This window comes from Marinoscillum sp., from assembly GCF_040222955.1.
Classification (GTDB): Bacteria; Bacteroidota; Bacteroidia; order Cytophagales; family Cyclobacteriaceae; genus Marinoscillum.
Genome location: NZ_JAVKCA010000025.1, coordinates 31,194 through 56,717, shown reverse-complemented (window position 1 = coordinate 56,717; position 25,524 = coordinate 31,194). Strand labels below are relative to the sequence as shown.

Below are 25,524 nucleotides of genomic sequence, written 5' to 3'. Positions count from 1 at the left end.
TATTAATACGTAAAATTACGTAGAAATACTGAGATGATCTACATAATTCTATCATATTACGTATAATTGCATTGTGGACTATGGCTTGTTATTGATATTGCTAATCGTGTCAGCGCTCTATGCTTCTGTGGGGCATGGGGGAGCCAGCGGGTACCTGGCCATTATGGCGCTGTATGGTTTTTCACCTGATGTGATGAAGCCCACCGCATTGGTACTCAACCTCTTTGTAGCCGGGGTGTCATTTATCCATTTTTATCGAAATGGTTACTTCAAGCCGGGACTGTTTAGCTGGTTTGTGATTACCTCCATTCCTGCAGCTTTCGTAGGGGGCATGATTGACCTGGATCCTTACATCTATAGAAAGGTGCTGGGTGTACTGTTGATATTCGCAGTGCTGCGGATGCTGGGGGTATTTGGCAAGATGCAAAAGGAAACCCAAAGCCCCTCCAGGGTATTGGCCATGTTCGTGGGGCTCTGCATCGGTTTTTTCTCGGGCATCATTGGGATTGGAGGCGGTATTTTGTTGAGCCCGGTGATCTTACTGTTGGGTTGGGCAGATGTGAAACAGACGGCTGCCATTTCAGCGCTTTTCATCTGGATTAATTCCCTCGCCGGATTGGCGGGTGATTATAGCAATGGGCTGGAGCTCTCAACCCAGATCCTACCATTAATAGTTGTCACAATTTGCGGTGGATTTTTGGGAAGTTACCTGGGTAGTTTTAGGTTTAATGAAGTGCGCTTGAGACAGGCCCTTTCGTTTGTACTGGCGCTGGCGTGCCTGAAATTAATACTGATGTGATGGACATGAACCTTAAATATTTTGGTATTCTATCGGAGATCACCGGCAGGCCCGAGGAATGGCTGGAATCTAAATCGGAGACTGTGGGTGATTTGCTGGAAGAATTGAATGAAAAATATCCTGGAATGAAGCTGGTACAGTGTCAGGTTTCTGTGAATCAGCAACTGGCAGAAAGGGTACTGGTACTCAGGAAAGGAGATGAAATAGCTATTTTACCACCATTTTCGGGAGGATGAACGACGAATACTATGCGCGGTATCAACGACACTTTACACTCACCGAAGTAGGTGAGGAGGGGCAGGTACGCCTGGCCCAATCAAAGGTGTTGGTGGTAGGCGCCGGAGGTCTGGGTTGCCCGGTTTTACAGTACCTGGTGGGTGCGGGAGTGGGACATGTGGCGGTGATTGATGGAGATCAGATTTCTCTGAGCAATCTCCATCGTCAAACGCTGTATACCACAGAAGAAACAGGCCGCTTCAAGAGCACCGTGGCCAGAGACAAGCTGGTGAAACTGAATCCAACGGTGCAAATCAGTGCTGTTGCGGAGTTTCTTACTATGGAGTTGGCCTTGAAACTGTTTCCCGATTTTGACCTGATCATTGATGGTACGGATAATTTTGAAGCAAGATACCTCATCAATGATGCGGCCGTGTTCACCGGCAAACCATTCGTTTCAGGTTCGGTGTTCAGGCACGAGGGGCAGGTATCCGTGTTCAATTATCAGGGCGGACCCACCTATAGGTGCCTTTTTCCACAGAGGGATCTTCCTGGCTTTGGCTGCGCTGAAACGGGGGTACTCGGCCCGGTGACGGGAGCCATCGGCTCCATCATGGCCATGGAGGCCATCAAGGTCTTATTGGCGCTTCCCGATGTTTTGTCAGGAAAACTGCTGATTTTAAATGCTTTGAATTGGTCCAGCTCAAACCTTTCCTTTTCCAGAAAGGAAGAGCAAGTGGCCCTGGCCAAAGCCCGAGTTTCTAACAAAGAATCATTATCACATGTCAAATAAACCTCCAAAAGAGCTGCTGGTGGACGGGCCCATACCGCCGGAAAAACTGGCCGCATCTGTGGCCAATCATCAGAGCAAGACCAATATCGGAGCCCATTCGATATTTCTGGGTCAGGTACGCGCGGATGAGGTAGAAGGTAAGCAGGTTGCTGCTATTGAGTTCACGGCATACCGTGACATGGCGAATGCCGTATATACCGAAATCAGAGAGGAAGCTTTTGCGAAATATGAGCTTACCTGCGCACATGTTTATCACAGTACCGGCCTTATTGCAGCTGGAGAGTTATGCTTTTATGTGTTTACCTCCTCTCCACGCCGAAAGGCGGCTATGGAGGCATGCGAATATTTTGTGGAACAGATCAAAGCGAGGGTGCCATTGTTTGGGAAGGAGATTTTTGAAGGTGAGGGGCACCAATGGAAGACTAATACAGGCGGATAAGTCCTGTTCGATCTAAAAATAGATATGGTAGATATTACACATAAATCAAATACACTTAGAGTTGCCACGGCACAGGCCATCGTGAAGGTGAGCACTGAAGAGACCATCCGGATGATCCGCGAGGGGGCCATCCCAAAAGGAAATGTATTTGAAATGTCTAAGGCCGCCGGGCTACTTGGAGTGAAAAAAACACCAGATCTGCTCCCCGATTGCCATCCTTTGCCCATAGAGTTTACTGGTATTGAGTACGAAATTTCCGGATTGGAAATCAAAATACTGATGACCGTCAAGACCATCTACAAAACAGGAGTGGAGGTGGAGGCCATGCACGGTGCGAGCATAGTGGCGCTGAATATGTATGACATGCTGAAGCCGGTGGATAAAGGAGTGGAGATCCATCACATCAAGCTAATATCCAAAAAAGGAGGGAAATCCTCCAATCCTCCAAATACCAAAGGAGTCACTGCACAGGTGATTGTCTGCTCGGATTCCATTTCCGCCGGTGAAAAGGAGGACCGGGCCGGCAAAGCGATCTGCGATAAACTTAAGGGCTTTGGCCTGACAGAAATAGCCTACAGGGTGATTCCTGATGAGCCCGATCAGATCCGGGGGATCTTAGAGGCGAATGAAGCTGGTTTGCTCCTATTTACCGGGGGTACCGGGGCTGGTCCCAGAGACCACACACCCGACACCATCGCTCCGCTGCTGGAGACACGCCTCCATGGCGTGGAGGAAACGATGAGAAGGTATGGTCAGGAGCGCATGCCGTTCGCCATGCTCTCCAGATCCATGGCCGGCATCAGAAAAGGACAGGTCATATTAGCGGTACCCGGTTCCACGGCGGGAGCTACGGAGGCTATGGATGCTGTATTTCCAGGGTTGTTTCATATATTCCATGTATTGAAAGGAGGGGGACACGACTGATGAACATCACTGATACTTTTGGACGAACGCACAATTACCTGCGCATCTCTGTGACAGACCGGTGCAACCTGCGCTGCTTCTATTGCATGCCGGAAGAGGGCATTGAGCTCACAGAGAAGGAACACCTGATGTCTTTGGAGGAGATCATCGCCATCGCCAGGGAGTTTACAAAACTGGGGGTAGACACCATCAGACTCACAGGCGGGGAGCCGCTGGTGCGTAAGAACTTTGCTTACCTTATAGAGGAGCTCTCAAAGCTACCGGTGACGCTGAAGCTGACGACCAATGGGATTTTACTCGATAAGTATTTTGACCTGTTTGAGAAAATAGGGCTCCGAAAGATCAACATCAGCCTGGATTCCCTGGACCAGGCCAAGGCACTTTATATGACCAAGCGTGATTATTTTCCCCGCATCATGGCCAATATTGAAGCAGCTCTGAAGCGCGGGTTTCAGATCAAACTAAACATTGTACTGATCAAAGGAGTGAATGACGCGGAGATCAAGGACTTTGTGGGCCTCACCCGCGACAAAAACATCAATGTTAAGTTCATAGAATTTATGCCTTTTAAAGGCAATCAATGGGACTGGAGCAAGGGTGTGAGCGAAGATGAAATCCTGAAAGAGGTTGGCCATCATTTTGGCGAGCCACAAAAGCAACAAGATCCGGCGCATAGCACGTCCTCCAACTATCAGGTGCCGGGCTTTCAGGGGTCTTTTGGGGTGGTGAGCACCATCACCAAGCCCTTTTGTGAGGGGTGTAACCGTATCCGCCTGACGGCTGATGGCAAGATGAAGAATTGCCTTTTTGCGACAGCAGAAACTGACCTGCTAACCCCATATCGTGCCCAGGCGGCTTTGAAACCGCTCATCCTTGAGGCGATCAAGGGGAAGAAGTTTTCCCGGGATGGGATGGAGGTGATGGAGCAGTCGCATTACGAGGGAAATAGATCTATGATATCAATAGGCGGGTGATGGTAAGTATTGAGGAGGCCTTTGAGTATATAACAGCCCAGCGCCCGGTCAGGGTGAAGCAACATGTTCAAGTATCGGAGGCGGTAGGTTTACACCTGGCTGATGCAATAGTTTCACCAATGGACATCCCTGTTTTTGACAACTCCGCTATGGATGGCTATGCCCTGTGTGGGGCGTCTGATACTTACCAGATCATCGGTGAGGTAGCTGCTGGCAGTCAAAGTGAGCTCACACTGGAGCAAGGACAGGCTGCTCGGATTTTCACGGGAGCCAGGGTGCCGAAAGGTACTACCGCTGTGATCATGCAGGAAAAAACGAATGTGGAGGGCAATGTGCTCTCCCTCTCGGAAATACCCGCTGCAGGCACTAACCTGCGGTTGCGAGGTGAGGAGATCAGGCAGGGACAGGAGGTGTTTCAGGCGGGACATTGCGTCAATGCAGCCACAGTGGGCATGCTGCTTACTTTGGGAATGACCAGTGTGTCCGTTTATGCCAGGCCACGGGTGGGTGTACTGGTCACTGGCAATGAGTTGGTGGAGGCTGGTGAGCCGTTGGGTGAGGGCCAGATCTATGAGAGCAATGGAGGTTCACTTCAGGCGGCCCTGCGGCAGCTGCCGGTTGATATCACTGCAGTAAGGAGCGTAACCGACGATTTTGAAGCAACCAGCCGAGCCATCGGTGATCTACTCGGTGAGGTGGATGTGCTCCTGATCAGCGGTGGCATTTCTGTGGGAGATTATGATTTTGTAAAGGAAGCACTCGCCCAAAACGACGTAGAGGAGATTTTCTATAAAGTGAATCAAAAGCCCGGTAAGCCCTTGTTTTTCGGGCGAAGAGAAACCCAGTTTGTTTATGCCCTTCCGGGAAATCCCGCTTCGTCGCTGACCTGCTTCTATCTTTATGTGACTCCTCTTATCCATCAGTTTTTGGGTAGGTCATCCAGAACCCGGGAGAAAGTGAACCTCGGTCACGATTTTGAAGTTCGCGGGACAAGGCCAACTTTCTATCGCGCGAAGGTAGAGCAGGAGCGCGCATCCATTCTGGATAAGCAGAGTTCTTCCATGTTACATTCTTTTGCAATGGGTAATGCCCTTGTTTTTTTACCTCCCGGCACTCACAATAAGGGAGCTGAAGTTTCCGTTTGGTACTATTAAAGGGTGCGGAAAGAGTCGAAGGGAAGTTTCTTGATTCTCGTTAACGACAGATATTGGTCGTTCATGCAGTTAAAACTGTCACTCAACGAGATGAGACCAATTACATCATTCAAAACCCTCAAATTTGCTTTAAAGGTTTTCAATCAAAGCTCGATAATAAAGCCTTCGATAAAGTGAAGTAACACTTACCGGTATTTTTTGATTGAAAACAGTAAACGAAAAGGACTTATATAACGTTATAGTATCAATAATTCAGAGGTAGATTCAAAACGAACACGTTAGAAAATATTTAAGAACAATCAGTCGCACTCGCGACGTAGATTGGTTAGGCGGTGATTAGGAGGGGCTTCATAAACCCCTCCTTTCTTTTGCCCTAAAACGGATCAAGCAAAGTCAGTGTGGAGCAACTCCGTGAAGTGCCTACGCGGCCAGGGGCAAGCAAAGAAAATGAAGGGTTAACCTCTTATTTTATTTCTAAGCCTATGACAATAAGAACTGTTAAGGTTTATATCAGCCCCGAACTTAAATATTTCTTCAGCGAATTCATCTCGTGCTTGTTTTGCAGTGGGAATAACAGAGTTTGACTTTAAATATTTGATAATTTCATCAGCTTTATCATCGTCATACATGTTACTCTCAGCAATTTTTCTTAATGTTTGGTTGAGCTGTGGATCAATGTTAGCACCTTCAATAAAGTACTGGAGATATTTAGTGAAATGACCATGACTAAATATATCAGATTCACTGTTTACTTTAGCTTCAAATTCCTCAATCCGAGATTTTCGTGAGATTCCGGTTTGAAATTCCTTTTTCGTAAAGTAGTTAATTCGTTGTTCAGGGATGGCCTCTCTATTAAGTAAAGATTCTGCCAATTCCTTCTGTGAGTTTAGTTTAGAAATTCTCAATTCATAATCTTCATCGGGATCAAGGGATAGAACTTGCATATACAGTTCATTTTCTTCCTCAGTTAAATTAATCTTGCTCATTTCTTTTTCGACATTACCACAAACCAGTTAACTACTACCGGCTACCCGCCACGTATCCCTATCAAATCTAGCAGATTTTGAGTTCTGAACAAACCATTATCGGCTATATGGCGCACTGAATACACATATAGAACCGCTTGATGTAATCGGAAATCAGAAGAGTATTGGCGCTAAGGCGGGCGGGGCATCCAAGGCAAGTGTGAATCATTTTGACTTGGGAATTTCCAAAAAGACCTAAGCTTATACAAGTCAAAATGATTTTTTGCGTTGGTGCCCTTTCTTTTGCTTCGTTTTCTTTGGGCAAGCAAAGAAAATGAAGGGTAAGTAGCTTATCCATTAGAATGGACTATACGGAGGGTTAGATCACTAGTGTCAACATCCATTTTCAATACAATTCTCCCATAGGTTTTCTGATCATCCCCTAAAACTGAAACCCAAAGGTGACTGTGGGTAACGTCTCTTCCTCAGAAAATGCCATATTCGCAGTGACCACCAACTGATTCAGGGGAGCCAGCCACAGCCCAAAACCTTTACTTGTGTGCCAGGTGTCAGACTTCTCCCCCTGCAGCCATACCCGTCCCATATCATGAAAGCCGAGAATACCCACACTCGCGGGAAACAGATAGGTTTTGAAACTGAAAAGTTTGGCCCGTACATCAAAATTATGATACAAGGAAGCTTCCCCAATAAACCGGCCTCTTCTGTAGCCACGTAGAGTTTCTTTGCCCAAAACCGCCCCATTGAAGAACTCCAGGTCACCCTCATTGTATTGCGCTCCTATCCGGTTGGCAAAGGTGACTTTGGATGGGATGCGTGTGGACAGATAGAAAATGAACTCTCCTTTCAGCGTACTGAAATTGTGGGACCGTGCATTCAGTCCATAATAGTGGCCATAAACAAGTTGTGCAAATACACCGCCCGTGGGCAGTCCCGGGTGGTTGCGGGTATCCGCGGCTATTTCTGTTTTCGCACCTACATATTGATGGCTTTGGTATAAGGCCTCCGGGTCTGTTCCGCTATTGGGCTGGTGTATGAATCTGTTATTGGCTTTGTCTTCCAACTCGAAAGACAGGTGTTCGGGACCTATCCGGAAACGACCTTTTGCTCCTATACCGTGGGTGAGGTTAAGATAAGTTTGCGAGCGCTCAAACCTGATCCGGTAGAAATCAATTTCATCCTCAAAACCACTGGCATCACCTTGGCCCTTGAAATCATAATTGGATTCATTTCCAAAACCAAAATAATTGGAGACCCCAAACGGCCGCTGAAGTGTAAAGTCAAGGTTCAGATCCCAATGACCAATAATATCACCCAAAGTGCCATTGTAGTAAATGTTAACGGCTCCTGTTTCAAAGGCACCATTGACCTTGAGTTCGTGCCTGGCGGCAAAAGGATCCTTGCGCCAACCTTCTTTGGTCAGGATAAAACCACCACCCAAAAACAAACCGTCATCAAAATTGAACTCCACGCTGGCCAGGGGAATGAGCTTGTTATATTCAAAAGCAGTACGGTTGTAAGCATTGACGTTGATGTTGTTGCTTAGCCTGGATTTGGTTTCTTTCGACGGGTGGAGTCGGGTGTTTTGCTTCAGGTCATAAACGATCGTGTGGTGCTTCAGCCCTTTCACACGGGAATGGTCGGTGATTTCGTCGGTGTCTTCCCCGCCAATGATTCGGATCGGGATGCCGCTTTTCACTTGTCCTTTGATTTCGAATACATCTTCACCTTGCAGACCATAAAGTCGGATCTCCTCAGTTTCGCTACTCAGGAAGGTGCGCTGGTAAATGACTTGCAGCAGCTCACCATCCTTTTTTCGCTTATGCACGGTGACCCGGGTGGTGTCATTACTCATCCGTTCCACCAGGAAATATTCGTGTTTGTTGGTGCCCACCACTTCCACCTCTCGGGAGAGAAACAAGTAATGTATCCGGGCATACCTTCGCATGTCGTCTCTTCGTGCTTTGAGTATCCGGGAGGTTTCTGCGGCAGCCTGGTGCCGGATGGTATCTGGCCAAACGTTAAAAGCACTGTCTATCTTTTCATTGGAGAGCCGGGTATTCAGGAGGTTGATCTGATGCTCCCATTGTGACCAGTCAAGCGCATTCAAAAAGGTACGGTCAAAAAACCGCGCACTGGCATTGAAACCGGGTGGATAATCCATCTTCTCGTCAAACCCCTCAGTGTTGGGAAGGGCAAATTTCCTGGAGGCCGCCCAGCCGATCACCCCTTCGTTGACAAAGAAGGCCTGATCACGGTCCCTGGGGATGGGCCGCCAGTAGTGTCCCTTTTCCGGTTGGTCAAAACGTACCCAGCGCCATTGATCCTCATGTCGGTCCCAGTCGCCTATCAGCATATCGAAGAGCCTGCTCCGCAGAGCAAAATCCTGATCGATTGTTTCATCATTATCACCTTGTATGGTGGCAATCACATCAGGTGTTCCTTCGATCTTCTCTCCATTTCCAAAATAATCCGCTGAAGCTGCTTCATCGTTTGGACGTTCTTCATAGAGCACCGGCATATTAGCAAATAGTGACTGGTAAGCCCCGAACCTCGGATCGTCGGGCACATACATCAGTTGTGGATTGGTGTGGTAGATGCCCGCAGCCTCTGCCAGGGTAGGTATGGCAAACACTCCAAAGGGATTAGCGGCAGAGATCTGATCCTGCACTATGTCCGCTGCCAATGTCTCATAGAGCGGAGCGGGGAGGAGTTTGGTGGTGTACTTATCCAGCGATCGGAGTACGTACTGGCGCCCGTCCTTTGCTTCCAGTCTTAAGGATTTGGTTTGATTGCCACCACCCAGTTTGAGGATTTCCAGTCCCCCATGTTCCTGCCCAATATTGAAAACCGGCATGGTGACCGGTGTAGACCAGAGTTGCCTGTAGTTTTCTCCCAGCCAAAATTCATGCGCATCGGATTTGATGGCATACCTGAGGCTGATCGGGCGTACTACGATGCTGTCGCTGTAATTTGGATTAAACAGCCACTTTGATGCAGGGTGTACTGCTTTGGAGTAGATGGGACTGTCATAAATCTTTTCCTGCAGCGCGCCATCAAAGAACTTCAGATCCACCGCTCCTGCCGGATGATAGGTGAGCTGGGCAAAGCCCCGTGCCTGGCCATGAAACACTGTGCCTTCTCCATCCGTCACGTTGGAGGATTTGGATCCTGATCCGCTGGTGACGTAATGGGCGGAGTCCTTATGGATGTACTGAAGCGAATGCTCATGGCCATTGACATATACCATGTCTTTCACCTGAGCAAATGATTTTACCATGGTATTTCGCACCAGTTTGTACCTTGGGTTGGTGAGGTCTTGCCGGCTTCCCAATACGGACCGGAAGGTGGGGTAAATACTGCCCAGAACTGGCAGCGGAATCCAAAGCTTTCGATTTACATCTGTCAGGGGGAAAATATGTTGTTTCAAGGTGTATTGGCCACCATGAGGACCATAGCTATACATGGGATGATGTCCGGCTACTATCACATGCTTATTCGCATTCTTCTTGAGCAGGTCATCCAGTTCCTCCAGTGCTTCCGCAGTGGATTTTGACTCACAGCCATCTTCACGACCAGGCTTATCCCAGGGATGAAGAAAATACTGAGTATCCACAATCAAAAGCGTGAGGGCATTGGTAAGTGCGATCTCCACGGGCCCGGGACAGGCATCTCTGGGGAGGAAGACTGTTGACGAGCCCATATATTCATCCACATAACGCTGCATGTTGAGTAATTTTTCCCATCCGTCTTTTCCGCCACCAGACCAGTCATGGTTGCCCGGGAGAATAATTGAGCGGCCCTTGAATGCTTTCATGATGTTGAGGGAGGCGTTGAGCTTGTTTTCCATGGCTCTGCGGGCAGGGTCTTCTCTGGATGGAAGACCATCTGGGTAAATATTGTCACCCAGAAAAATGAGTACGTCCGTGGGTTTGGCTGCGCTGGTGATTTTTTGTAAGAACTCCAGGTTGCTGTCAGGGGAGGTGGGAGCGCCTGCGTCTCCGATGAGGTAGACAGAGACTTCCTGTGCCGAGATCAGGGTAGCTGCCGTAAATAGTAGGAGGAAGAAAAGTACTCTCATTTTTTATGTGGCCTGAACTTCATAATGTATCCCTTGTCCCCCTCACCCTCGGAGCTGATGTACAAATCCCCACGGGAAGAAAAGGAAATGCCTTCTGGTTGGCTAAGCACCCTGGGCGCAATGGGGTAGGTGGCCTTGATGGCGCCGTTTTGATCCAAAACCACCAGTAGTTTTCCAACAGAAGCGAGCAGGTAGAAGTAGCCGTCCAGCGGATTATACGCAATGCCTGAGGGTTCAAATTTGATGCGGTCTTTATTGTATTCAAAATCCCTGTGGGCCTCAAAGAAGTCATCCATAAGCGTTGCTGTGATCTCGAAAAGGGGTTTGGGAAAGAGTTTTTTGGTACGAAGGTCAAACTGGTACACGGTTTTGCCTTTGGCATTGGTGCCTTCTATGTCCTCGTCTTCCTTGCAGGCAATCGTGAGATGGCCGGTGTACGGGTTATAGCCCAGCCCCTCCGTGTCATTTTTCCGGCTCAGTTTATTCTCGTGCTTTGTGGCCCGGGTACTGCTGTGTTTTGTGTAAGCAAACTCATAAATATCCCCGTCACTTTCCAGTACATAGATGGTGTCTCCTACAAGCTCAATCCCTTCAAAATCTCCGGGATTACTGAAAGCGATGGTGTTGGTGATCTTTCTTTTGGCCAGGCTATATTCATAAACTTTTCCGCCTTCATCTTCTACACATAGGAGGTGAGTGTCGTTGAGGTGAGTGATTCCCGAAATCTCTGAGAGGGAATAGGGGAGGAAATATTTATCATCAGGTATCTTTAGGTTGTAATACACCGAAACATCGTCGGTAATCAGAAAGAGACTGTCCGCCTGCTCACGAAATGTAGCGGTAGAGCATCCGGATTGAGCAAATGTCAGAAACAGGAAAAGATTAATCATTAAGAATGAAATAAATAACCCCCGGGAATTGTTATTTCTGGACATCTGATAAAAATACATTTAAATTAATCGGAATTTAGAAAATGTGGTATTTTGAGCCACCTAGATAAACTTTGAAATGGCCGGAGAAAGATCCGAACTACTAAAGGAAGCCCAGCAATTTGCCGAACACATCCTCAACAATGAGCTGGCACCTGAGATCAAATACCACTCAGCGGACCATACGCGCGAGGTGGTGCGTGCAGCACTGGAGATTGCCCGGGAGACGGGCGTAAGCCCGGAGGAGCTGGAGGTGGTGGAGCTGGCTGCGTGGTTTCACGACCTGGGCTATAAGCGGACCATTGCGGATCATGAGGAGGTAAGTGCTGAAATTGCATTGGATTTTTTAGCTGAAAAAGGATACGATGATGAACGCGCCGCCCAGGTGGTGGGTTGTATCATGGCGACTAAAATGCCCCAGAACCCCAAAAATGATCTTCAGGCTATACTATGCGATGCAGACCTGGCACATCTGGCGGAGGAAAATTACTGTGACAAAGCGGATCTGCTGCAAGAGGAGCTTCAGCGACTGAATGGCAAGAATATTTCGGACATCGACTGGTACATGTCCAATCAGCGGTTTATCACCGAGCATGAGTTTTTTACCAGCTATGCCAAAAAGAAATTTACGGACAGGGTGAAGAAGAACCTGAAAAAGGTGAATGAGAAATTAATGGAGATGAAAAACACGGAAGACGAAGTTTCTGCTCTGAAGGCACAGGTGGAAAAACTGAAAGGTAAGGTGAAGAAGGCGAAGGAGATCACCCCGACACGCGGGGTGGAGACGATGTTCAGGCTGACTTCCAAAAATCATCTGGAGCTCAGTGCAATGGCAGATACCAAAGCCAATATTATGATTTCGGTGAATTCGATCATCCTGTCTGTACTCGTGTCCGTACTTTTCAGAAAGCTGGAAGAATATCCACACCTGATCATACCGGCTATGCTCATGACCGTGGTCTGTCTTGCCACCATCGTTTTTGCGATTCTCGCTACTTTGCCCAACGTATCAAAGGGTACTTTCACAGAGGAGGACATTCAGAGTAAGCGAACAAACCTTTTGTTTTTTGGTAATTTCCATCGAATGGAGATGGAAAAGTATGAGTGGGGGATGAAGGAAATGATGAAAGATGCTGATTACCTCTACACCAGCCTGATACGGGATATCTATTTTCTGGGCGTGGTGCTGGGTAAAAAATACAGGCTACTGAGGATCTCCTATACCATTTTTATGTTTGGGTTTGTGGTGGCCGTGTTGGCATTTGGAGTGGCAGAAGCGTTCTTTAAGGCGCCTTATCCTTATTAGGATTTAAAAGACTTTCACAATTTCCACTTCTTTGTCCAACCCCTTCATTTTGATCATTCCTTTGGTTTCATACTGATCTATGTGATCCGCCAGCAGGTCAAACAGGGCTTTCGACATCAGTACTGTACTTTCCATTTCCTTATTGAGCTGCTCAATGCGCGAGGCTATGATCACCGGGGTACCGGATATGGAGAGTTGTTTTCGCGATTCTGTGCCGATGTTGCCTACCAACACCTCGCCGCAGTGCATTCCCATCCCTATGTCCAGTGTGCTGTGCTCCGGGTTTTGCTCCCGAAAGGTTTTGAGGAAATCCAGAATCCTGAGGGTGGCATTCCAGGCACTTTTGTAGTGGATCGCGTCTTTGAGGGGAGCCCCAAATGTGGCCATCAGCCCATCACCCATGATCTGATTCACAATGCCATTGTTGGCATTGATGATCTCTATGACTGGCGAAAAGAATTTATTTTGAAAAGCATTCACTTCCTGAGCGGTGAGGTGCTGTACTTTTTGAGTGAAATCCCGGATGTCCAGAAACATAATGGTTACGTCCAGTCGGGCGGTAAAGTCCTGTTTTTCCTTAAGTACTTCTACCATCTCCTTGGATACCTGCTGGCTAAATAGTCCTTCTATCTGCTCTTTGGCCTGTATTTCCTGAAAGGTGAGCGCCAGCCTTTTTCTTAGTTCACTGGCTACCAGTCCGGCACAGATGCCGCTTACCAGAAACATGAAGGATCGGATGTAATAAACGGCCAGCGGAAGGTGAAATTTAACAGGAAAGGTCTCGGTGACCCAATAGGTGTATGAAGCAATGAAGATGGAAACAAGTATCCCCATGCAGGCACTCAACCAGAAGTCCAGGTGGAGGGATGAGACGATGATGAGGATGAAAAAAACAAAGATAATGGGAGAATCCAGCAAGGTAGAGGTCTCCTCTATAAGTGAGGCCACCACCAGCCACAGGGCAGGGATGGAGACTTCCATGAGGACGGTATACCAAAAATAGGTTCTGGGTAATCTGCGATCAGTTCGCTGTAGTTTCAGCACCCATTTCCTGCCGGCGGTAAACAGCACGATCATCAGCGCTGCGGTGAGTAAGATAAGTGGGAAGGAAAATGGGTTGCGAAAAGTATCCTGCATCAGGTTGAAGTGCCGGATCTGCATAAAGAGCGCCAGGGCCACTGCAGCCAATAAAAAACCAATAAAGACCTCTAATCGCTTGATTTCGGATTTAACAATCTCTGTGTTGAGGTAACCTGGTAGAAGTTTTTTCATGAATGGATTCTCAGAATACTGAGGCTACAACATCTTATCCAGCCCTTCGCGTTCTACTTTTTTCAATAGTTCAGTGATATTGTTGACCTCCAGCTTTTTCATGATGTTGAAGCGGTGTGTCTCTATGGTACGGACACTTTTGCCAAGTGTTTCGGCTACATCCTTGTTGGATACCCCCTCATAAATGAGTTTCAGGATTTGTCTTTCACGCTTGGTGAGCTGGTAGTCTTCAGAGTTTGAGCCACTCGGCTCTGGTCCGTTGCCGGGTCGGGGGCCGCCGTTTCTGTAAAAATCCACAATGGTGGTGGAGATGTCTCCGCTGAAATATTTCTGTCCATTGTTCACCATGTGCACAGCCTTGTTAAACTCAGCCTTGTTGGTGTCTTTCAGGAGGTATCCGTCTGCACCGTATTCGAGTGCTTTTACGATGTACTCTGAGTCATCATGCATGGTGAGCACGATGATTTTCACCTCCTGATTGTTCTTTTTAAGCTGCCGGGTTACTTCCAGGCCGGTCATGAGTGGCATACGTATGTCCACTACCAGTACATCGGGAGTGTTGGAGTCCATTTTCTCTACTGCTTCCTGTCCATCCGACGCCTCCCATATGACCTGGATCTCAGGGTCATCTTCCAATACCATTTTGATGCCGTGACGCACTATTTCGTGATCATCGGCCAGGGCTACTCTAATCATTTTTATCTAGGGATAATGTGATAAATATTTTGGTTCCTTTTCCCAGCTCGGTAGTGAGGTTAAAACTACCGCCAATATAGGAAGTTCGCTCTTTCATATTAAAAATTCCATGTCCGGCTTTTTCAAAATGGCCGCTGCTTCCCAGTCGGTCATAGTCAAATCCTTTCCCGTCATCCTCTATCAGAATGTTCAGTGAGTTGATGTTATGTGAAAAGCGCACGGTGATGTGCGTGGCTTTGGCGTACTTCAAGGCATTATTTACGCTTTCCTGGATGATGCGATAAAGGTTGGTTTCAATGGTGCTTTCCAGTCGGTTGATAAACCTCGTTTCGTTCACGAACTCCACCTTCGCTTTGGTCACCGCATTGATCTCATCACAAAATTTCTTGATGGCCGGCACCAGTCCAAAATCATCGAGGCTGCTTGGTGTCAGGTTGAACGAAACACGGCGCACCTCCTGAATGATACTTTTCATCAGGCTTTTGGCATCTTCCAGTCGCATTTTCATCGGGTTGGAGGAAGGAGCGAAAGATTCGAGGAGGAGTTTCATGGCCGATAGCATTTGGCCCACGCCATCGTGCAGTTCTCTGGAGAGCCGCTTTCGTTCTTCTTCCTGACCTTCCAGAATGAGCACAGAGCGGTATTGCTGCTCTTTCACAGATTTTTCGATGCGTTCTCTGTTGAGCTCACGCGAACGAATCTTCGCTTCTTTGAACTCGGTGATGTCGTGAGAAATCATTTTGATCTCTCCCGTGATGGCTATGGGTATGAGAAAAGTCTCCACCCAGCAGAAGTCTCCCGGCTCGGTGATGAGCCTGATTTCTCCGGTCCAGTTTTTATTTTCCTGAAGCAATTGCATCAGGCCTTTGATGAAATCATCCTTATACCCGCTACTTTTCAGCAATTGCTGAAAGGTTTTAGGTGGCTCGGATTCTTCATATTCCATCATGTGAAGGAAGCGGGGAGCCAGGTAGCTAAATTCCCCCCGGGCGCTCATGCTGGCGTAAAGTGAGGGTGATTCCGGCTCCAGATTGACCGCCTCCAGGTCCTGATAAGACTTACCCAGCTCCTCGTAGAGCTTGGAGAGTTCCCGGGTCATCTTTCTGGAGGACTCTTCGGAGGCCATGAGGTCCAGCACGGTGGCACGCACACTTGTGGCCAGCGGACGGAAAATGAAAATGAGTTCTACAATGATGATGAGCAAAGAAATGATGAGCAGGTAATATTCCGTTTCTTTGAGCTCACGCACTTTTTCCTGGGCTTCCTCGTCATACTGGAAGACGATTTTGTCCATGCCTTCCAGAAAGGTGGGTTCATGATCCAAAATGGTGGCTACATAGCCGGCTCTGAGTGATGCGGTGCTGTCATCATGCTGAGCGGGCAGGGTAAGGAGGTCCTGTGCACCCTGGTAGATCGCCTCGTAGTGTGGCGAGATGGTCTCAAACATCTCCATGATGACCTTGGAGTTGGCCCCGGAAAGCCCCAGTTCGGCATCTCCAAACTGGAGTCCTTCATGCGATTGTTTCCAAAGCGCCAGTGCTTCACGCAGTGCTACGGTATTTTGGTGCCTTTCGCCTTTCTGATGCTCTATGATCAGGGCCAGCTTGCTGATTTTCTGACTGAGCATCCGCTGGCGACCAGCCACATTGATCACATGGGCGTCATCCTGCTGTCGGCTGATGGAAGTCTGGATGAGAATTTGGCTAACAACGATGCTCAGTGCAATGCAACCAAGTGCAATGAGGTAAAAAAGTCCTAAACGTTTAAATCTGGGTTTTGCCATGGGTCAACCTGTGCCAGGTCTGGGCATAAAAGTAAGTAATTGCCCTGATTAAACGCGACTGGATACGTAGTATTACGCAAATCCAACCAGGACGGTACCATTTTCCACTTTGACAGGATAGGTAGCCAGCTCACATTCATTGCCATTCAGATTAATCCCTGTTTTCAGTGAAAAGGTCTTTTTGTGAAAGGGACACGCCACTTTTGGTTCATCCCCATCAGAGCCGATCATCCCTCTACTCAGGATCATCTGGTGCTTATGCGGACACAAATTCTGGGTGGCATACCATTCCTTTCTGCGGGTAAAATTGAAAACAGCGATTTGCAGGCCTCTATATGAAATACAAAGGCCCCCGTCTTTTGGAAAATCCTCTACCCTGCATGCCGGGTACCAGGTGGTCACCTGGGCAGCGAGTACGGTTCTGTATTCGAGTATTTCTTCTGTCATTGTATTAGTCTTTTGTTACGGTTTGCCATTCTGCAGGCTTTTTCATTTCCCGCATGGGTACAAATTGCTGGGTAGGGTCGTATTCATCCGAATTGGAGAAATGTCTGAATCGGGCTTTCATTCCTTCGTCCTCAATGGCTTCTTTCCATTCACAATGGTAGGAGGCTATGAGGGCCTGCATGTCTTTTTCCAGTTCTTCACCCAGGCCGAGGCTGTCGTTGACCACCACTTCACGCAGATAGTCTATGCCGCCCTCCAGCTTATTGAGCCAGACCGCAGTACGGTTGAGTGGCTCCGCCGTGCGGATGTAAAACATGAGAAATCTGTCCAGGTATTTGATGGCCGTCTTTTCATCAATATCTCCCGCCAGGAGTTTGGCATGCTGGGGGTTGGCGCCACCATTGCCACAGACATACAGGTTGTAGCCGATTTCTGTGGCTATGAGCCCGAAATCCTTGCTTTGAGCTTCAGCGCATTCCCTTCTGCAACCGGATACCCCACCTTTGAGCTTATGTGGTGAGCGCAATCCCTTGTATCTGTTTTCGATCTCTATGGCGAAGGAGACCGAATCATGTAGTCCGTAGCGACACCAGGTAGAGCCCACGCAGCTTTTCACCGTCCGCAGGGATTTGCCGTAGGCATGACCACTTTCAAATCCCGCATCTATCAGCTCGCGCCAGATGGCCGGGAGATCATTGAGACGGGCACCGAACATATCGATGCGCTGACCACCAGTGATTTTGGTATAGAGATCATATTTTTTGGCTACCTGCCCCATGGCGATGAGCTTGTCGGGGGTGATTTCTCCACCGGCCACTCGCGGTACCACAGAGTAGCTTCCTCCTTTTTGAATGTTGGCTAAAAACCGGTCGTTGGTATCCTGAATGGTATCCTGCTTCAGGATAAGGTCGTTCCAGATACTCGCCATCAGTGAAGCCACGGCAGGTTTGCAGGTTTCGCAGCCATCCCCACTGCCATATTGATCCAGCAGTTCATCAAAGCTTTGGATGCCTTTCACTTTGATCAGACTAAAAAGTTCCTGACGGGTATAATCAAAGTGCGCACAGATGGTTTTTCTGACCACCTGTCCCATGGACTTGAGGGTAGCGGTAAATAGATCTCCCACCATGGGGGAGCATGCCCCACAGCCTGTTCCGGCTTTGGTGCAGGTGCGTACCTGCTGAAGGTCGGTGAGTTCCTGATCTTTGATGGCACACACAATGTCGCCTTTGGTCACATTTTCGCAGGAGCATATCTGGGCAGTGTCCGGCAGGTCCATGAGGCTATTGCCTCCGGATTCTCCACCTCGCGCACCCAGTATCAGGTCTTCGGGGTTAGGAGGGAGGGCCATGCCATTTTGGGTGATCTGCAGGAGCATTCCGTAAGCACTGGTATCGCCTACCATGATTCCGCCCAGTAATTTTTTGCGATCCGGTGAAAGGTTGATTCGCTTGTAAATGCCAGTGTTTTTGTCCTCAAAGACGATGGGGACACTGCCGGTTATTTCGCCGAGTGCGTCCCCGAAACTCCCCACTTCCACGCCGATCAGCTTCAGTTTGGTGGACATGTCGGCTCCCGTGAATTGCTTTTCGCCACTTCCCAAAACCTGATCCACTACCGTGTCGGCCATGTCGTAGCCCGGAGCTACCAGTCCGTAGACCATCTCGTTGTAAGAAGCAGCCTCCCCGATGGCATAGATGTGCGGGTCATTGGTTTGTAGCTGGCTATTGACCTTAAAGCCACCGCGCTTTCCTGTTTCCAGTCCGGCTTGCACGGCCAGTTCATCCCTGGAAATGATTCCACAGGAAATGACGAGCATGTCGGTGTCCAGTCTGCTGCCGTCAGCAAAGAGCAGGCCGTCCAGCTTTCCATTGCCCTGGATTTCGCTGGTGCTTTTGTTGAGGAGGATTTCGATTCCGAGCGATTCGATTTTGCTTTTGAGCATATTGGATCCTGCTTCGTCAAGCTGCCTCGGCATCAATCGTGAGGCAAACTCTACCACCTGAGCATCCAGCTTAAGGTCCATCAGCGCTTTGGCTGCTTCCAGCCCCAGCAGCCCGCCGCCCAGTACAGCGCCACGTTTTACGTTTTTGGCATAAGCGATGATCTGGTCCAGGTCTTCGATGGTTCGGTACACAAAGACTCCTTTTTTGTCCACTCCCTTGATGGGCGGTACCATAGGACGTGAGCCTGTGGCCAGAATCAGGTAGTCATAAGCCTCTGTTTCCCCGGTGTGGGTGCGAACCATTTTATGGTCCCGGTCTATTTCGATCACCAGCTGGCCTGTCTTCAGGGTAATGTTATTTTCTGCATACCATCCGGCAGGAGCCATGAGCAGCTTTTCTTCCGACTGGTTGGTGAAGTACTCGCTGAGATGCACCCGGTCATACGCCGGAATAGATTCTTCACCATAAACAAGGAGTGATACCTCCTGATGGTCGGCTTTGGCACGTAGTTTCTCGCAAAACTTGTAACCAACCATTCCATTACCGATGACGATGACCTTTTTCATAATCGCAGTTTATTTTTACGTAAAACTACGTAATATTACTTGATTTATAACAAATAAATTACGTATTTTTACGAAAAGAATTTAAGTATGTCAAAGCTATTATTAATAGGCGCCGGTCCCGGAGATCCCGAATTAATCACCCTGAAAGCCATCAGAGGACTTCAGAAAGCTGATGTGGTACTGTATGATGCGCTGGTGAATAAGGAACTACTTAAGCATTGCCGGCCAGACTGTGAGTTGGTCTACGTAGGAAAGAAGCCCGGAATTCATCAGTACCAGCAGATCTATATCAATGATATGATCGTGGACAATGCCAAACGCTACCAGACAGTGGTGCGGTTAAAAGGGGGTGATCCGTTTGTTTTTGGCCGTGGGCATGAAGAGCTGGAACATGCCCGGGCGCATGGCATAGATGTGGAAGTCATTCCCGGGATCAGCAGCGCCCTTTCCGTACCGGCATTGAGTGAGATTCCTTTGACCAAACGCGGAGTGAATGAAAGCTTTTGGGTGATTACGGGCACCACTTCCAACCTGGAATTGTCCCGGGATGTTTACCTGGCAGCTCAGTCCTCAGCCACCATTGTTATCCTGATGGGGATGAAGCAATTGCCTCAGATTATAGATGTTTTCCGAAATGCCAGGGGATCAGAGGAAGCCATCGGGATCATACAGAATGGCAGCCGACCCGATGAACGGTCTGTTTTTGGCACCATATCGACCATCGGCCGGCAAGTAGCCGATTCGGGCATCAGTTCTCCGGCCATCATCGTGATCGGTGAGGTGGTGAAATTGGGGCGGGAGTTTGACCTGTGTCTGCATGGCATTGATTCTGATCATACTGGCCTTTAGATTTCCTGGTTAACCCATTTTTGATAATCTTTGGCGCATGAGGTTATTAAAGTTTGGCATGATTTGCCTGTTGGCAGCAGGTTGTTCACAGGGCGATCAAGGTCGTGAAAAAGTAGAGGCTCCGGAAGGCATGGTTTATATCCCTGGCGGGACTTTTAGTATGGGTGCAAAATCCAGTGAGGCTTATCAGGATGAATTTCCGAGTCATGAGGTCTCAGTTTCTGCCTTTTATATCGATGCCACGGAAGTCACCAATGCCCAATTCACGAAATTTGTAGAAGCTACGGGCTATGTGACCATAGCCGAGCGGGACATTGACTGGGAAGAGATGAAAACTCAGGTACCTGAGGGTACCCCCGAGCCTCCGGACTCCGTACTGCAGGCGGGAGCGCTGGTATTTCAGCCAACCAGCAGTGAAGTAGATCTCTCCGATTATTCTCAGTGGTGGGTGTGGACCATTGGTGCCAACTGGCGCCATCCGGAGGGGCCCGAAAGTAGCATCGCAGAGCGAATGAACCATCCTGTGGTGAATGTGGCCTGGGATGACGCAGTGGCTTATGCCCAATGGGCTGGCAAGCGACTGCCCACAGAAGCAGAGTGGGAGTGGGCCTCCATGGGCGGACGCAAGGACATCAAATACCCGTGGGGAAATGAGTCGGCTGAAACTGCCTCAGACAAAGCCAACTTCTGGCAGGGTAAGTTTCCCTATCAAAATTATGTGTTGGATGGCTTTGAGACCACCGCTCCGGTGAAGTCCTTCCCCCCAAATGGGTTTGGGCTGTACGATATGGCGGGGAATGTATGGGAGTGGTGCCAGGACAAATACGATGCCCGTGCCTATGAGAGCTATCAGCGAAAAGGAGTGGTGGATGATCCCACAGGCTCCCCTCAATACTATGACCCACGAGATCCCTATACCCCCAAGCACCTGATCCGTGGTGGATCTTTCTTATGCAACGACAGCTACTGCAGCGGCTATCGGGTGTCCAGAAGGATGAGCTCCAGCAAAGACTCAGGCTTCAATCACACAGGCTTTCGCTGTGTGCAGGATGTGAAATAGGGAATAAAACGTTAAGTCCGGGATTCTCAGACCTGCTTGAGCCAGCCGGCGATACTCAGCCGGTAGCGGTTCAGTGAGGGGTGCACTTCATGCTCTACCTTATCACTCTCAAAGAATACAGCTCTGCCACCAGTAGGAGTAACGTCTTCTTGCGTGCCATCCGGATGGTACAGCGACAGTTTACCACCATCACTATCCAGCCAGTCTTCATTGAGGTACATCACCAGGGAGTATTTACGGCCTTTGTCACTTTTAAACTGGTCCAGATGCCGCTTGTAGAAGCTGCCCTGCTCGTAGTAGGCATAGTGAAACTCAAAGTCATTGATGGAAGTATAGCAGGTGCGGTTCAGGTAGGTGATGAATGCCTGAATCTTGGAGAGCACCAGCAGTTCGAATACGTCGGTGGTGTCATTTTCGATCCACCTGATCACATCGCCACGCACTTCGGCGTTTCGCTGGTAATCAAACTGCCGGGAGACCCCGGCTGGCCGCATGTCACCATTCTGTTTGTGTTGGAGGAGATTGCTCCGGAGGCCGTTTGCGGTGAGGGGATCTATGAAATCAGGGCATGTACCATGACCCTCGGTGAGTAAACCTTGAATAAGCGTTTCAAATCGTGCTTCCTCTTGGGTGAGCACCAGGTCGTTGGTCATGTGCGATATGTAAAGTGCCGCGAAGCTAGCGGAAAGGAAGGAGAGTTGGTGAAGTATTTTTCAGGGGGAAATGCCTTTTCTGGTCAGGTCAGCAAGGCGTGCGGTGACTCAGGAAAGCCCGGGTGCATTAGAGGGACTTCAAGCAATTATATCTCCCTATAGCCGACAATGGTTTGTTCAGGATTTACTACTACATTTGGTAACGTTACAGGCGAGTAAGAGCCAATGGTGGTTGATATTCGGTTGTTGGGAGGCATTGGCTGTTTCAAAATATTAAGCTTAATGAAGGAAAAACAGAAGCTATCAATTCTATCAATTATTGTTATTGGAATTTGTCTTATCGTCATAACAACTCAATTCGTCTATCTTCAAAACATCGAACTCGGCTTTTATGAATCCCTTATGAAATGGCTCATGGGTGAACAGGAGAACTATTTCGCTGAGTCATATTTTTGTCTAACTTTCTTCACGTTAATTATCGGAACGACAACTCTATCTGAAAGAAAACATCACGTTATTTTTTCGCTTATTTTGGCATTTTCAATCAGTGTATTGTTAGTAATTTCTCCTTTCATATTTGACAACCCTATCAACTATGCACTTAGAAAATCTGGAATTTTTTTAATAGTAATTATCATTTTACTTGTACCCTTAAACGATCTTTCTTATTCGAAATTCGAACGGCCTTGTAAATATTACTCTCTTTCAACAATGGACGAGGAAACCTCTATCTATGATGTTGCCTACTCAATTTTACCAATAATTGCGCTTGGAATCTCCTGGATTATATAAAACGACCTCCCAACAAGCGCTAGCTATTATATGCCAACTTAGTATTCTGCCAGTGTCGTGCAACTCGACCGTGAATCAGCCGCTAGGAAATGAAAGTGCATTCTATTGACTTCAGTTCGCAGGTTTTTTCTCTTTCTAAACGCAGTGGTTATCTGATACTTTGGAAGCACCGGCTGATTTCACTATTTTGCTTCCTTTAGCAGCTGGCGGGCATACAATCGCTAGCTAGTCGTTGTAGGGCATTTTCCTAGATAATAGGAACTTATGCTCTAAATTCTATCTTTGCTTAAAGTCTCTGTCAACATTCTTGAAAGTCGAACAAAACATATCACGATTAAAGCATCTAATGCGAATGTATCGCATGACAGGGAGTGAACTGCTCAAACAAATCAATCAAGGCCTAAAAAAGCCAATAGTTGAAACTGATATTTTCTCAAACGAAATCAAGGTCAATTATCTCAAGCGGATTGATAAGCTTTTTGGAAAGGGGCTACACTATTATCTAGATCCGAAATCACCTGAATTAGCAAAGGAAGAGAGCATCTTTTTTAGAAAGTCAAATTTTGCCACAGATGAATTAAGTCTTGGAGCGATTCAGATCGTGAACAAATTTGAAGAACTGAAGATTTCGCTTGAAGCAATTGCAACTTTGTCAGAAATTGAATTCCGAAGAGATATTAAGAAGTTTTCTATCAATGATAATCCAGAGCAATCAGCTACTCAAGTTCGAGAATTATTATATCCAAATTTCACAGACAAAAGGAGAGATTTTCTTAAATCTCTTATCTCAAAGCTTTCAGAACACAATATCCTGGTCTTTGAATTTGTAGAAACTCACAATAAAAAAGAGAAGGCTAATATTGACGGGTTTTATCTTAAGCCTAATGTCATCGTCCTGAAAAGACATCAGTCTTTTAGACGAGAGATTTTTACGCTCGCTCACGAACTTGGTCATTATCTTCTTGATGAAGAAGAAATTGAGAAGATTGACTATCAAGAAATGGCTAATAGAAACATTTCTATTATTGAAAGATGGTGTAATGAATTTGCCTTTTCATTTCTTTCAGGAGAGTATCTTAAGACACTTGATGCTCTTGAACCTTCAAATTCACAGAATGATTATAACATTGAAATCGTAGAAGAAGTATCAAGAAATACTCATTTGAGCGAACTGGCCATCTTCACGAGATTGCTCTATAAAAACCTGATAAGTCGAGGTAATTATGCCAAAGTAAGGGCAGATTACGATGAAAGATACAGGATTAAGCAGCTTGAAAAAGAAAGAGAAAAAGAATTACTAAAAGAGCAAGGAATTAAACAAAGAGGCTCAGTCGCAAAACCAATTTCCTCTCCTCTATTCATATCAACCATACAGACGGCTTTTTATGAGGGAATATTGAGTGAATATGAAGTAAGTAAAAGGTTAAATATCAAACCTGAAAAATTAGAAGAGTACATTCAATGATTGCAGTTATCGATACAAGCTCGCTTTTGGCCTTGGTTCGATACTATGGTCATTTTGACACAAACCAGCGGATGTATTCTTTTTTCAAAGAAAAGATATCGAATGGCGAAATAATTATACTTGATGAAATCTTGAATGAGTGTAAAGGAACGTCAAAGGGTTTGGTAGTTACAGAACTCGACTTTCTAACCGATAAAGAGTTCCTTAAAGAATTTAAATTGCCAGTACGGACAGAAGATATGCTGGCTCCAGCACCAACAAGATTTCTCAATCAAGTTGAGAACAATTTCACCACACCTAGAGCCAAATTGCTAACACCGGCCCAATTTGAAGTTCAAAAATCTGAGTTCCTGAAGTCCGCTGACATGCGTATGATCATCTATACTTTAAATCGTATTCATGAAAATAAAGACTTGGACATTCGCATTATTACTGAGGAATCAGAAGTTAGCAACGACAATAAAGCATTTAAGAAAATTCCAGCAATCTGTAAGCAACTTGGAATACGGCAACAGACACTTCCTGAAATATTAAAAGAATATTCAGGGATCGATCTTAAAATAGAATAATACGCCCTACAACAAGCACTATCATCCATAAGCTCACGGAGCTGCAAAGGCCAGTACGATGAGTTACTTTTATAGTCCCGATAGGATCGGGATGAAAAGTCCGGATTACAGATGATAGTTGGTTAGCGGACATTGAAACCGACACTTTTTACCAAATGATAAATCACCAAAATTTAGTTTTCACCAACTTGTATTGATGAAAGAATTTGTAGAATATATTTTGCAGTTTGGCAACCTGAACAAACAGCAAATTAACCTTGTAGCTAGTAAGGCAAATGAATTAAACCTTAAAAAAGACGAATATTTTTCAGAAGCAGGTAAAATTCCAAGACAAGTCGGATTTGTTATAGAAGGTGTCGTTAGAGGTTGCTACTACAACAATAAGGGTGAGGAAACCACCCGCTGCTTTATCAGCGAGAGTAGCTTAGTGGTTGACTATGTCAATTTTGAGGCGAATACCATTTCTTCTGAATATTTGCAGGCTTGTACCGACTGTAAACTTATTGTGTTTCAGAAACAAAGCTGGGATGAACTATCGCAGATTATTGTGGGATGGGATAACATTAAAAATAAAATGGTGCAATTGTGCATGTACCAGAAATCCAGAAAAGGCCCGGTAGTTTCGCAAGATGCTACAACTCGCTATTTGGAATTTATGGAAAGCTATCCTTCGCTTATTAACCGCATTCCGTTGACCTACATAGCATCTTTTTTGGGAGTTACGCAACAATCCTTAAGCAGAATAAGAAAAAACATTCGCTAATCCGCTTTTTACCATATGGTAAAACAGTTTGTTTTTCATCCAGCGAACTTTGTTTCAGAAATTTA

The 25,524-nt window shown here is 47.0% G+C and carries 22 protein-coding genes; 13 read left to right on the top strand and 9 right to left on the bottom strand.

What is annotated here, in order from left to right; all coding sequences use genetic code 11:
* Positions 1-73: 73 nt before the first annotated feature.
* The 7 genes from RIH33_RS21300 to glp are packed head-to-tail and all read left to right on the top strand — an operon-like array spanning position 74 to position 5,299.
* Complete coding sequence (locus RIH33_RS21300; RefSeq protein ID WP_406651557.1) at positions 74-799, top strand: sulfite exporter TauE/SafE family protein; 726 nt, start codon at positions 74-76, stop codon at positions 797-799.
* Positions 799-1,035, top strand: a complete 237-nt coding sequence (locus RIH33_RS21295) for a MoaD/ThiS family protein (RefSeq protein WP_406651556.1) — start codon at positions 799-801, stop codon at positions 1,033-1,035. Before RIH33_RS21300 ends, RIH33_RS21295 begins: the two co-directional genes overlap by 1 nt.
* Positions 1,032-1,808 (top strand): HesA/MoeB/ThiF family protein, encoded by a 777-nt coding sequence (locus RIH33_RS21290; RefSeq protein ID WP_406651555.1) that lies wholly within the window; start codon positions 1,032-1,034, stop codon positions 1,806-1,808. The genes RIH33_RS21295 and RIH33_RS21290 overlap by 4 nt, the downstream gene beginning before the upstream one ends.
* Positions 1,798-2,247, top strand: coding sequence for a molybdenum cofactor biosynthesis protein MoaE (locus RIH33_RS21285; protein WP_406651554.1), 450 nt, complete (start codon positions 1,798-1,800; stop codon positions 2,245-2,247). The genes RIH33_RS21290 and RIH33_RS21285 overlap by 11 nt, the downstream gene beginning before the upstream one ends.
* Positions 2,248-2,271: 24 nt before the next feature.
* A complete protein-coding gene (gene moaCB / locus RIH33_RS21280; RefSeq protein WP_406651553.1) occupies positions 2,272-3,171 on the top strand; it encodes a bifunctional molybdenum cofactor biosynthesis protein MoaC/MoaB in 900 nt (299 codons plus the stop codon).
* Positions 3,171-4,145, top strand: coding sequence for a GTP 3',8-cyclase MoaA (gene moaA, locus RIH33_RS21275; RefSeq protein WP_406651552.1), 975 nt, complete (start codon positions 3,171-3,173; stop codon positions 4,143-4,145). Before moaCB ends, moaA begins: the two co-directional genes overlap by 1 nt.
* Entirely contained in the window at positions 4,145-5,299 is a 1,155-nt protein-coding gene (gene glp / locus RIH33_RS21270) for a gephyrin-like molybdotransferase Glp (protein ID WP_406651551.1), read from the top strand. The genes moaA and glp overlap by 1 nt, the downstream gene beginning before the upstream one ends.
* Before the next feature lie 455 nt (positions 5,300-5,754).
* Here glp and RIH33_RS21265 read toward each other — a convergent pair whose 3' ends face one another.
* The 3 genes from RIH33_RS21265 to RIH33_RS21255 form a co-directional block, all read right to left on the bottom strand.
* The gene (locus tag RIH33_RS21265) at positions 5,755-6,285 is read right to left on the bottom strand and encodes a hypothetical protein (RefSeq protein ID WP_406651550.1); all 531 of its coding nucleotides are present in this window, start codon (positions 6,283-6,285) and stop codon (positions 5,755-5,757) included.
* 421 nt (positions 6,286-6,706) lie between these two features.
* Complete coding sequence (locus RIH33_RS21260) at positions 6,707-10,363, bottom strand: metallophosphoesterase (RefSeq protein ID WP_406651549.1); 3,657 nt, start codon at positions 10,361-10,363, stop codon at positions 6,707-6,709.
* Positions 10,360-11,253 (bottom strand): SdiA-regulated domain-containing protein, encoded by an 894-nt coding sequence (locus RIH33_RS21255; RefSeq protein WP_406651548.1) that lies wholly within the window; start codon positions 11,251-11,253, stop codon positions 10,360-10,362. Before RIH33_RS21255 ends, RIH33_RS21260 begins: the two co-directional genes overlap by 4 nt.
* 118 nt (positions 11,254-11,371) lie before the next feature.
* Here RIH33_RS21255 and RIH33_RS21250 point away from each other — a divergent pair, with 118 nt between their 5' ends.
* A complete protein-coding gene (locus RIH33_RS21250; RefSeq protein WP_406651547.1) occupies positions 11,372-12,598 on the top strand; it encodes a Pycsar system effector family protein in 1,227 nt (408 codons plus the stop codon).
* A 3-nt stretch (positions 12,599-12,601) separates the two neighbouring features.
* On the opposite strand, the gene RIH33_RS21245 is transcribed toward RIH33_RS21250, so the two are convergent.
* The 5 genes from RIH33_RS21245 to nirB form a co-directional block, all read right to left on the bottom strand.
* Complete coding sequence (locus tag RIH33_RS21245; protein WP_406651546.1) at positions 12,602-13,870, bottom strand: adenylate/guanylate cyclase domain-containing protein; 1,269 nt, start codon at positions 13,868-13,870, stop codon at positions 12,602-12,604.
* Between the two features lie 24 nt (positions 13,871-13,894).
* A complete protein-coding gene (locus RIH33_RS21240; RefSeq protein ID WP_406651545.1) occupies positions 13,895-14,566 on the bottom strand; it encodes a response regulator in 672 nt (223 codons plus the stop codon).
* Entirely contained in the window at positions 14,559-16,349 is a 1,791-nt protein-coding gene (locus tag RIH33_RS21235) for a type IV pili methyl-accepting chemotaxis transducer N-terminal domain-containing protein (RefSeq protein WP_406651544.1), read from the bottom strand. Before RIH33_RS21235 ends, RIH33_RS21240 begins: the two co-directional genes overlap by 8 nt.
* A gap of 72 nt (positions 16,350-16,421) precedes the next feature.
* Entirely contained in the window at positions 16,422-16,796 is a 375-nt protein-coding gene (nirD, locus tag RIH33_RS21230) for a nitrite reductase small subunit NirD (RefSeq protein WP_406651543.1), read from the bottom strand.
* 4 nt (positions 16,797-16,800) lie between these two features.
* A complete protein-coding gene (gene nirB, locus RIH33_RS21225; RefSeq protein WP_406651542.1) occupies positions 16,801-19,308 on the bottom strand; it encodes a nitrite reductase large subunit NirB in 2,508 nt (835 codons plus the stop codon).
* Positions 19,309-19,395: 87 nt separating this feature from the next.
* Here nirB and cobA point away from each other — a divergent pair, with 87 nt between their 5' ends.
* Complete coding sequence (cobA, locus tag RIH33_RS21220; protein ID WP_406651541.1) at positions 19,396-20,157, top strand: uroporphyrinogen-III C-methyltransferase; 762 nt, start codon at positions 19,396-19,398, stop codon at positions 20,155-20,157.
* 37 nt (positions 20,158-20,194) lie between these two features.
* A complete protein-coding gene (locus tag RIH33_RS21215) occupies positions 20,195-21,217 on the top strand; it encodes a formylglycine-generating enzyme family protein (protein WP_406651540.1) in 1,023 nt (340 codons plus the stop codon).
* A gap of 26 nt (positions 21,218-21,243) precedes the next feature.
* Here RIH33_RS21215 and RIH33_RS21210 read toward each other — a convergent pair whose 3' ends face one another.
* Complete coding sequence (locus tag RIH33_RS21210; protein ID WP_406651539.1) at positions 21,244-21,870, bottom strand: 2OG-Fe(II) oxygenase; 627 nt, start codon at positions 21,868-21,870, stop codon at positions 21,244-21,246.
* Between the two features lie 1,144 nt (positions 21,871-23,014).
* Here RIH33_RS21210 and RIH33_RS21205 point away from each other — a divergent pair.
* The 3 genes from RIH33_RS21205 (at position 23,015) to RIH33_RS21195 (ending at position 25,459) form a co-directional block, all read left to right on the top strand.
* Positions 23,015-24,127, top strand: coding sequence for an ImmA/IrrE family metallo-endopeptidase (locus RIH33_RS21205; protein ID WP_406658509.1), 1,113 nt, complete (start codon positions 23,015-23,017; stop codon positions 24,125-24,127).
* Entirely contained in the window at positions 24,124-24,696 is a 573-nt protein-coding gene (locus tag RIH33_RS21200; protein WP_406651537.1) for a DUF4411 family protein, read from the top strand. Before RIH33_RS21205 ends, RIH33_RS21200 begins: the two co-directional genes overlap by 4 nt.
* A gap of 196 nt (positions 24,697-24,892) precedes the next feature.
* The gene (locus RIH33_RS21195) at positions 24,893-25,459 is read left to right on the top strand and encodes a Crp/Fnr family transcriptional regulator (RefSeq protein WP_406651536.1); all 567 of its coding nucleotides are present in this window, start codon (positions 24,893-24,895) and stop codon (positions 25,457-25,459) included.
* The last annotated feature ends 65 nt before the right edge of the window (positions 25,460-25,524 follow it).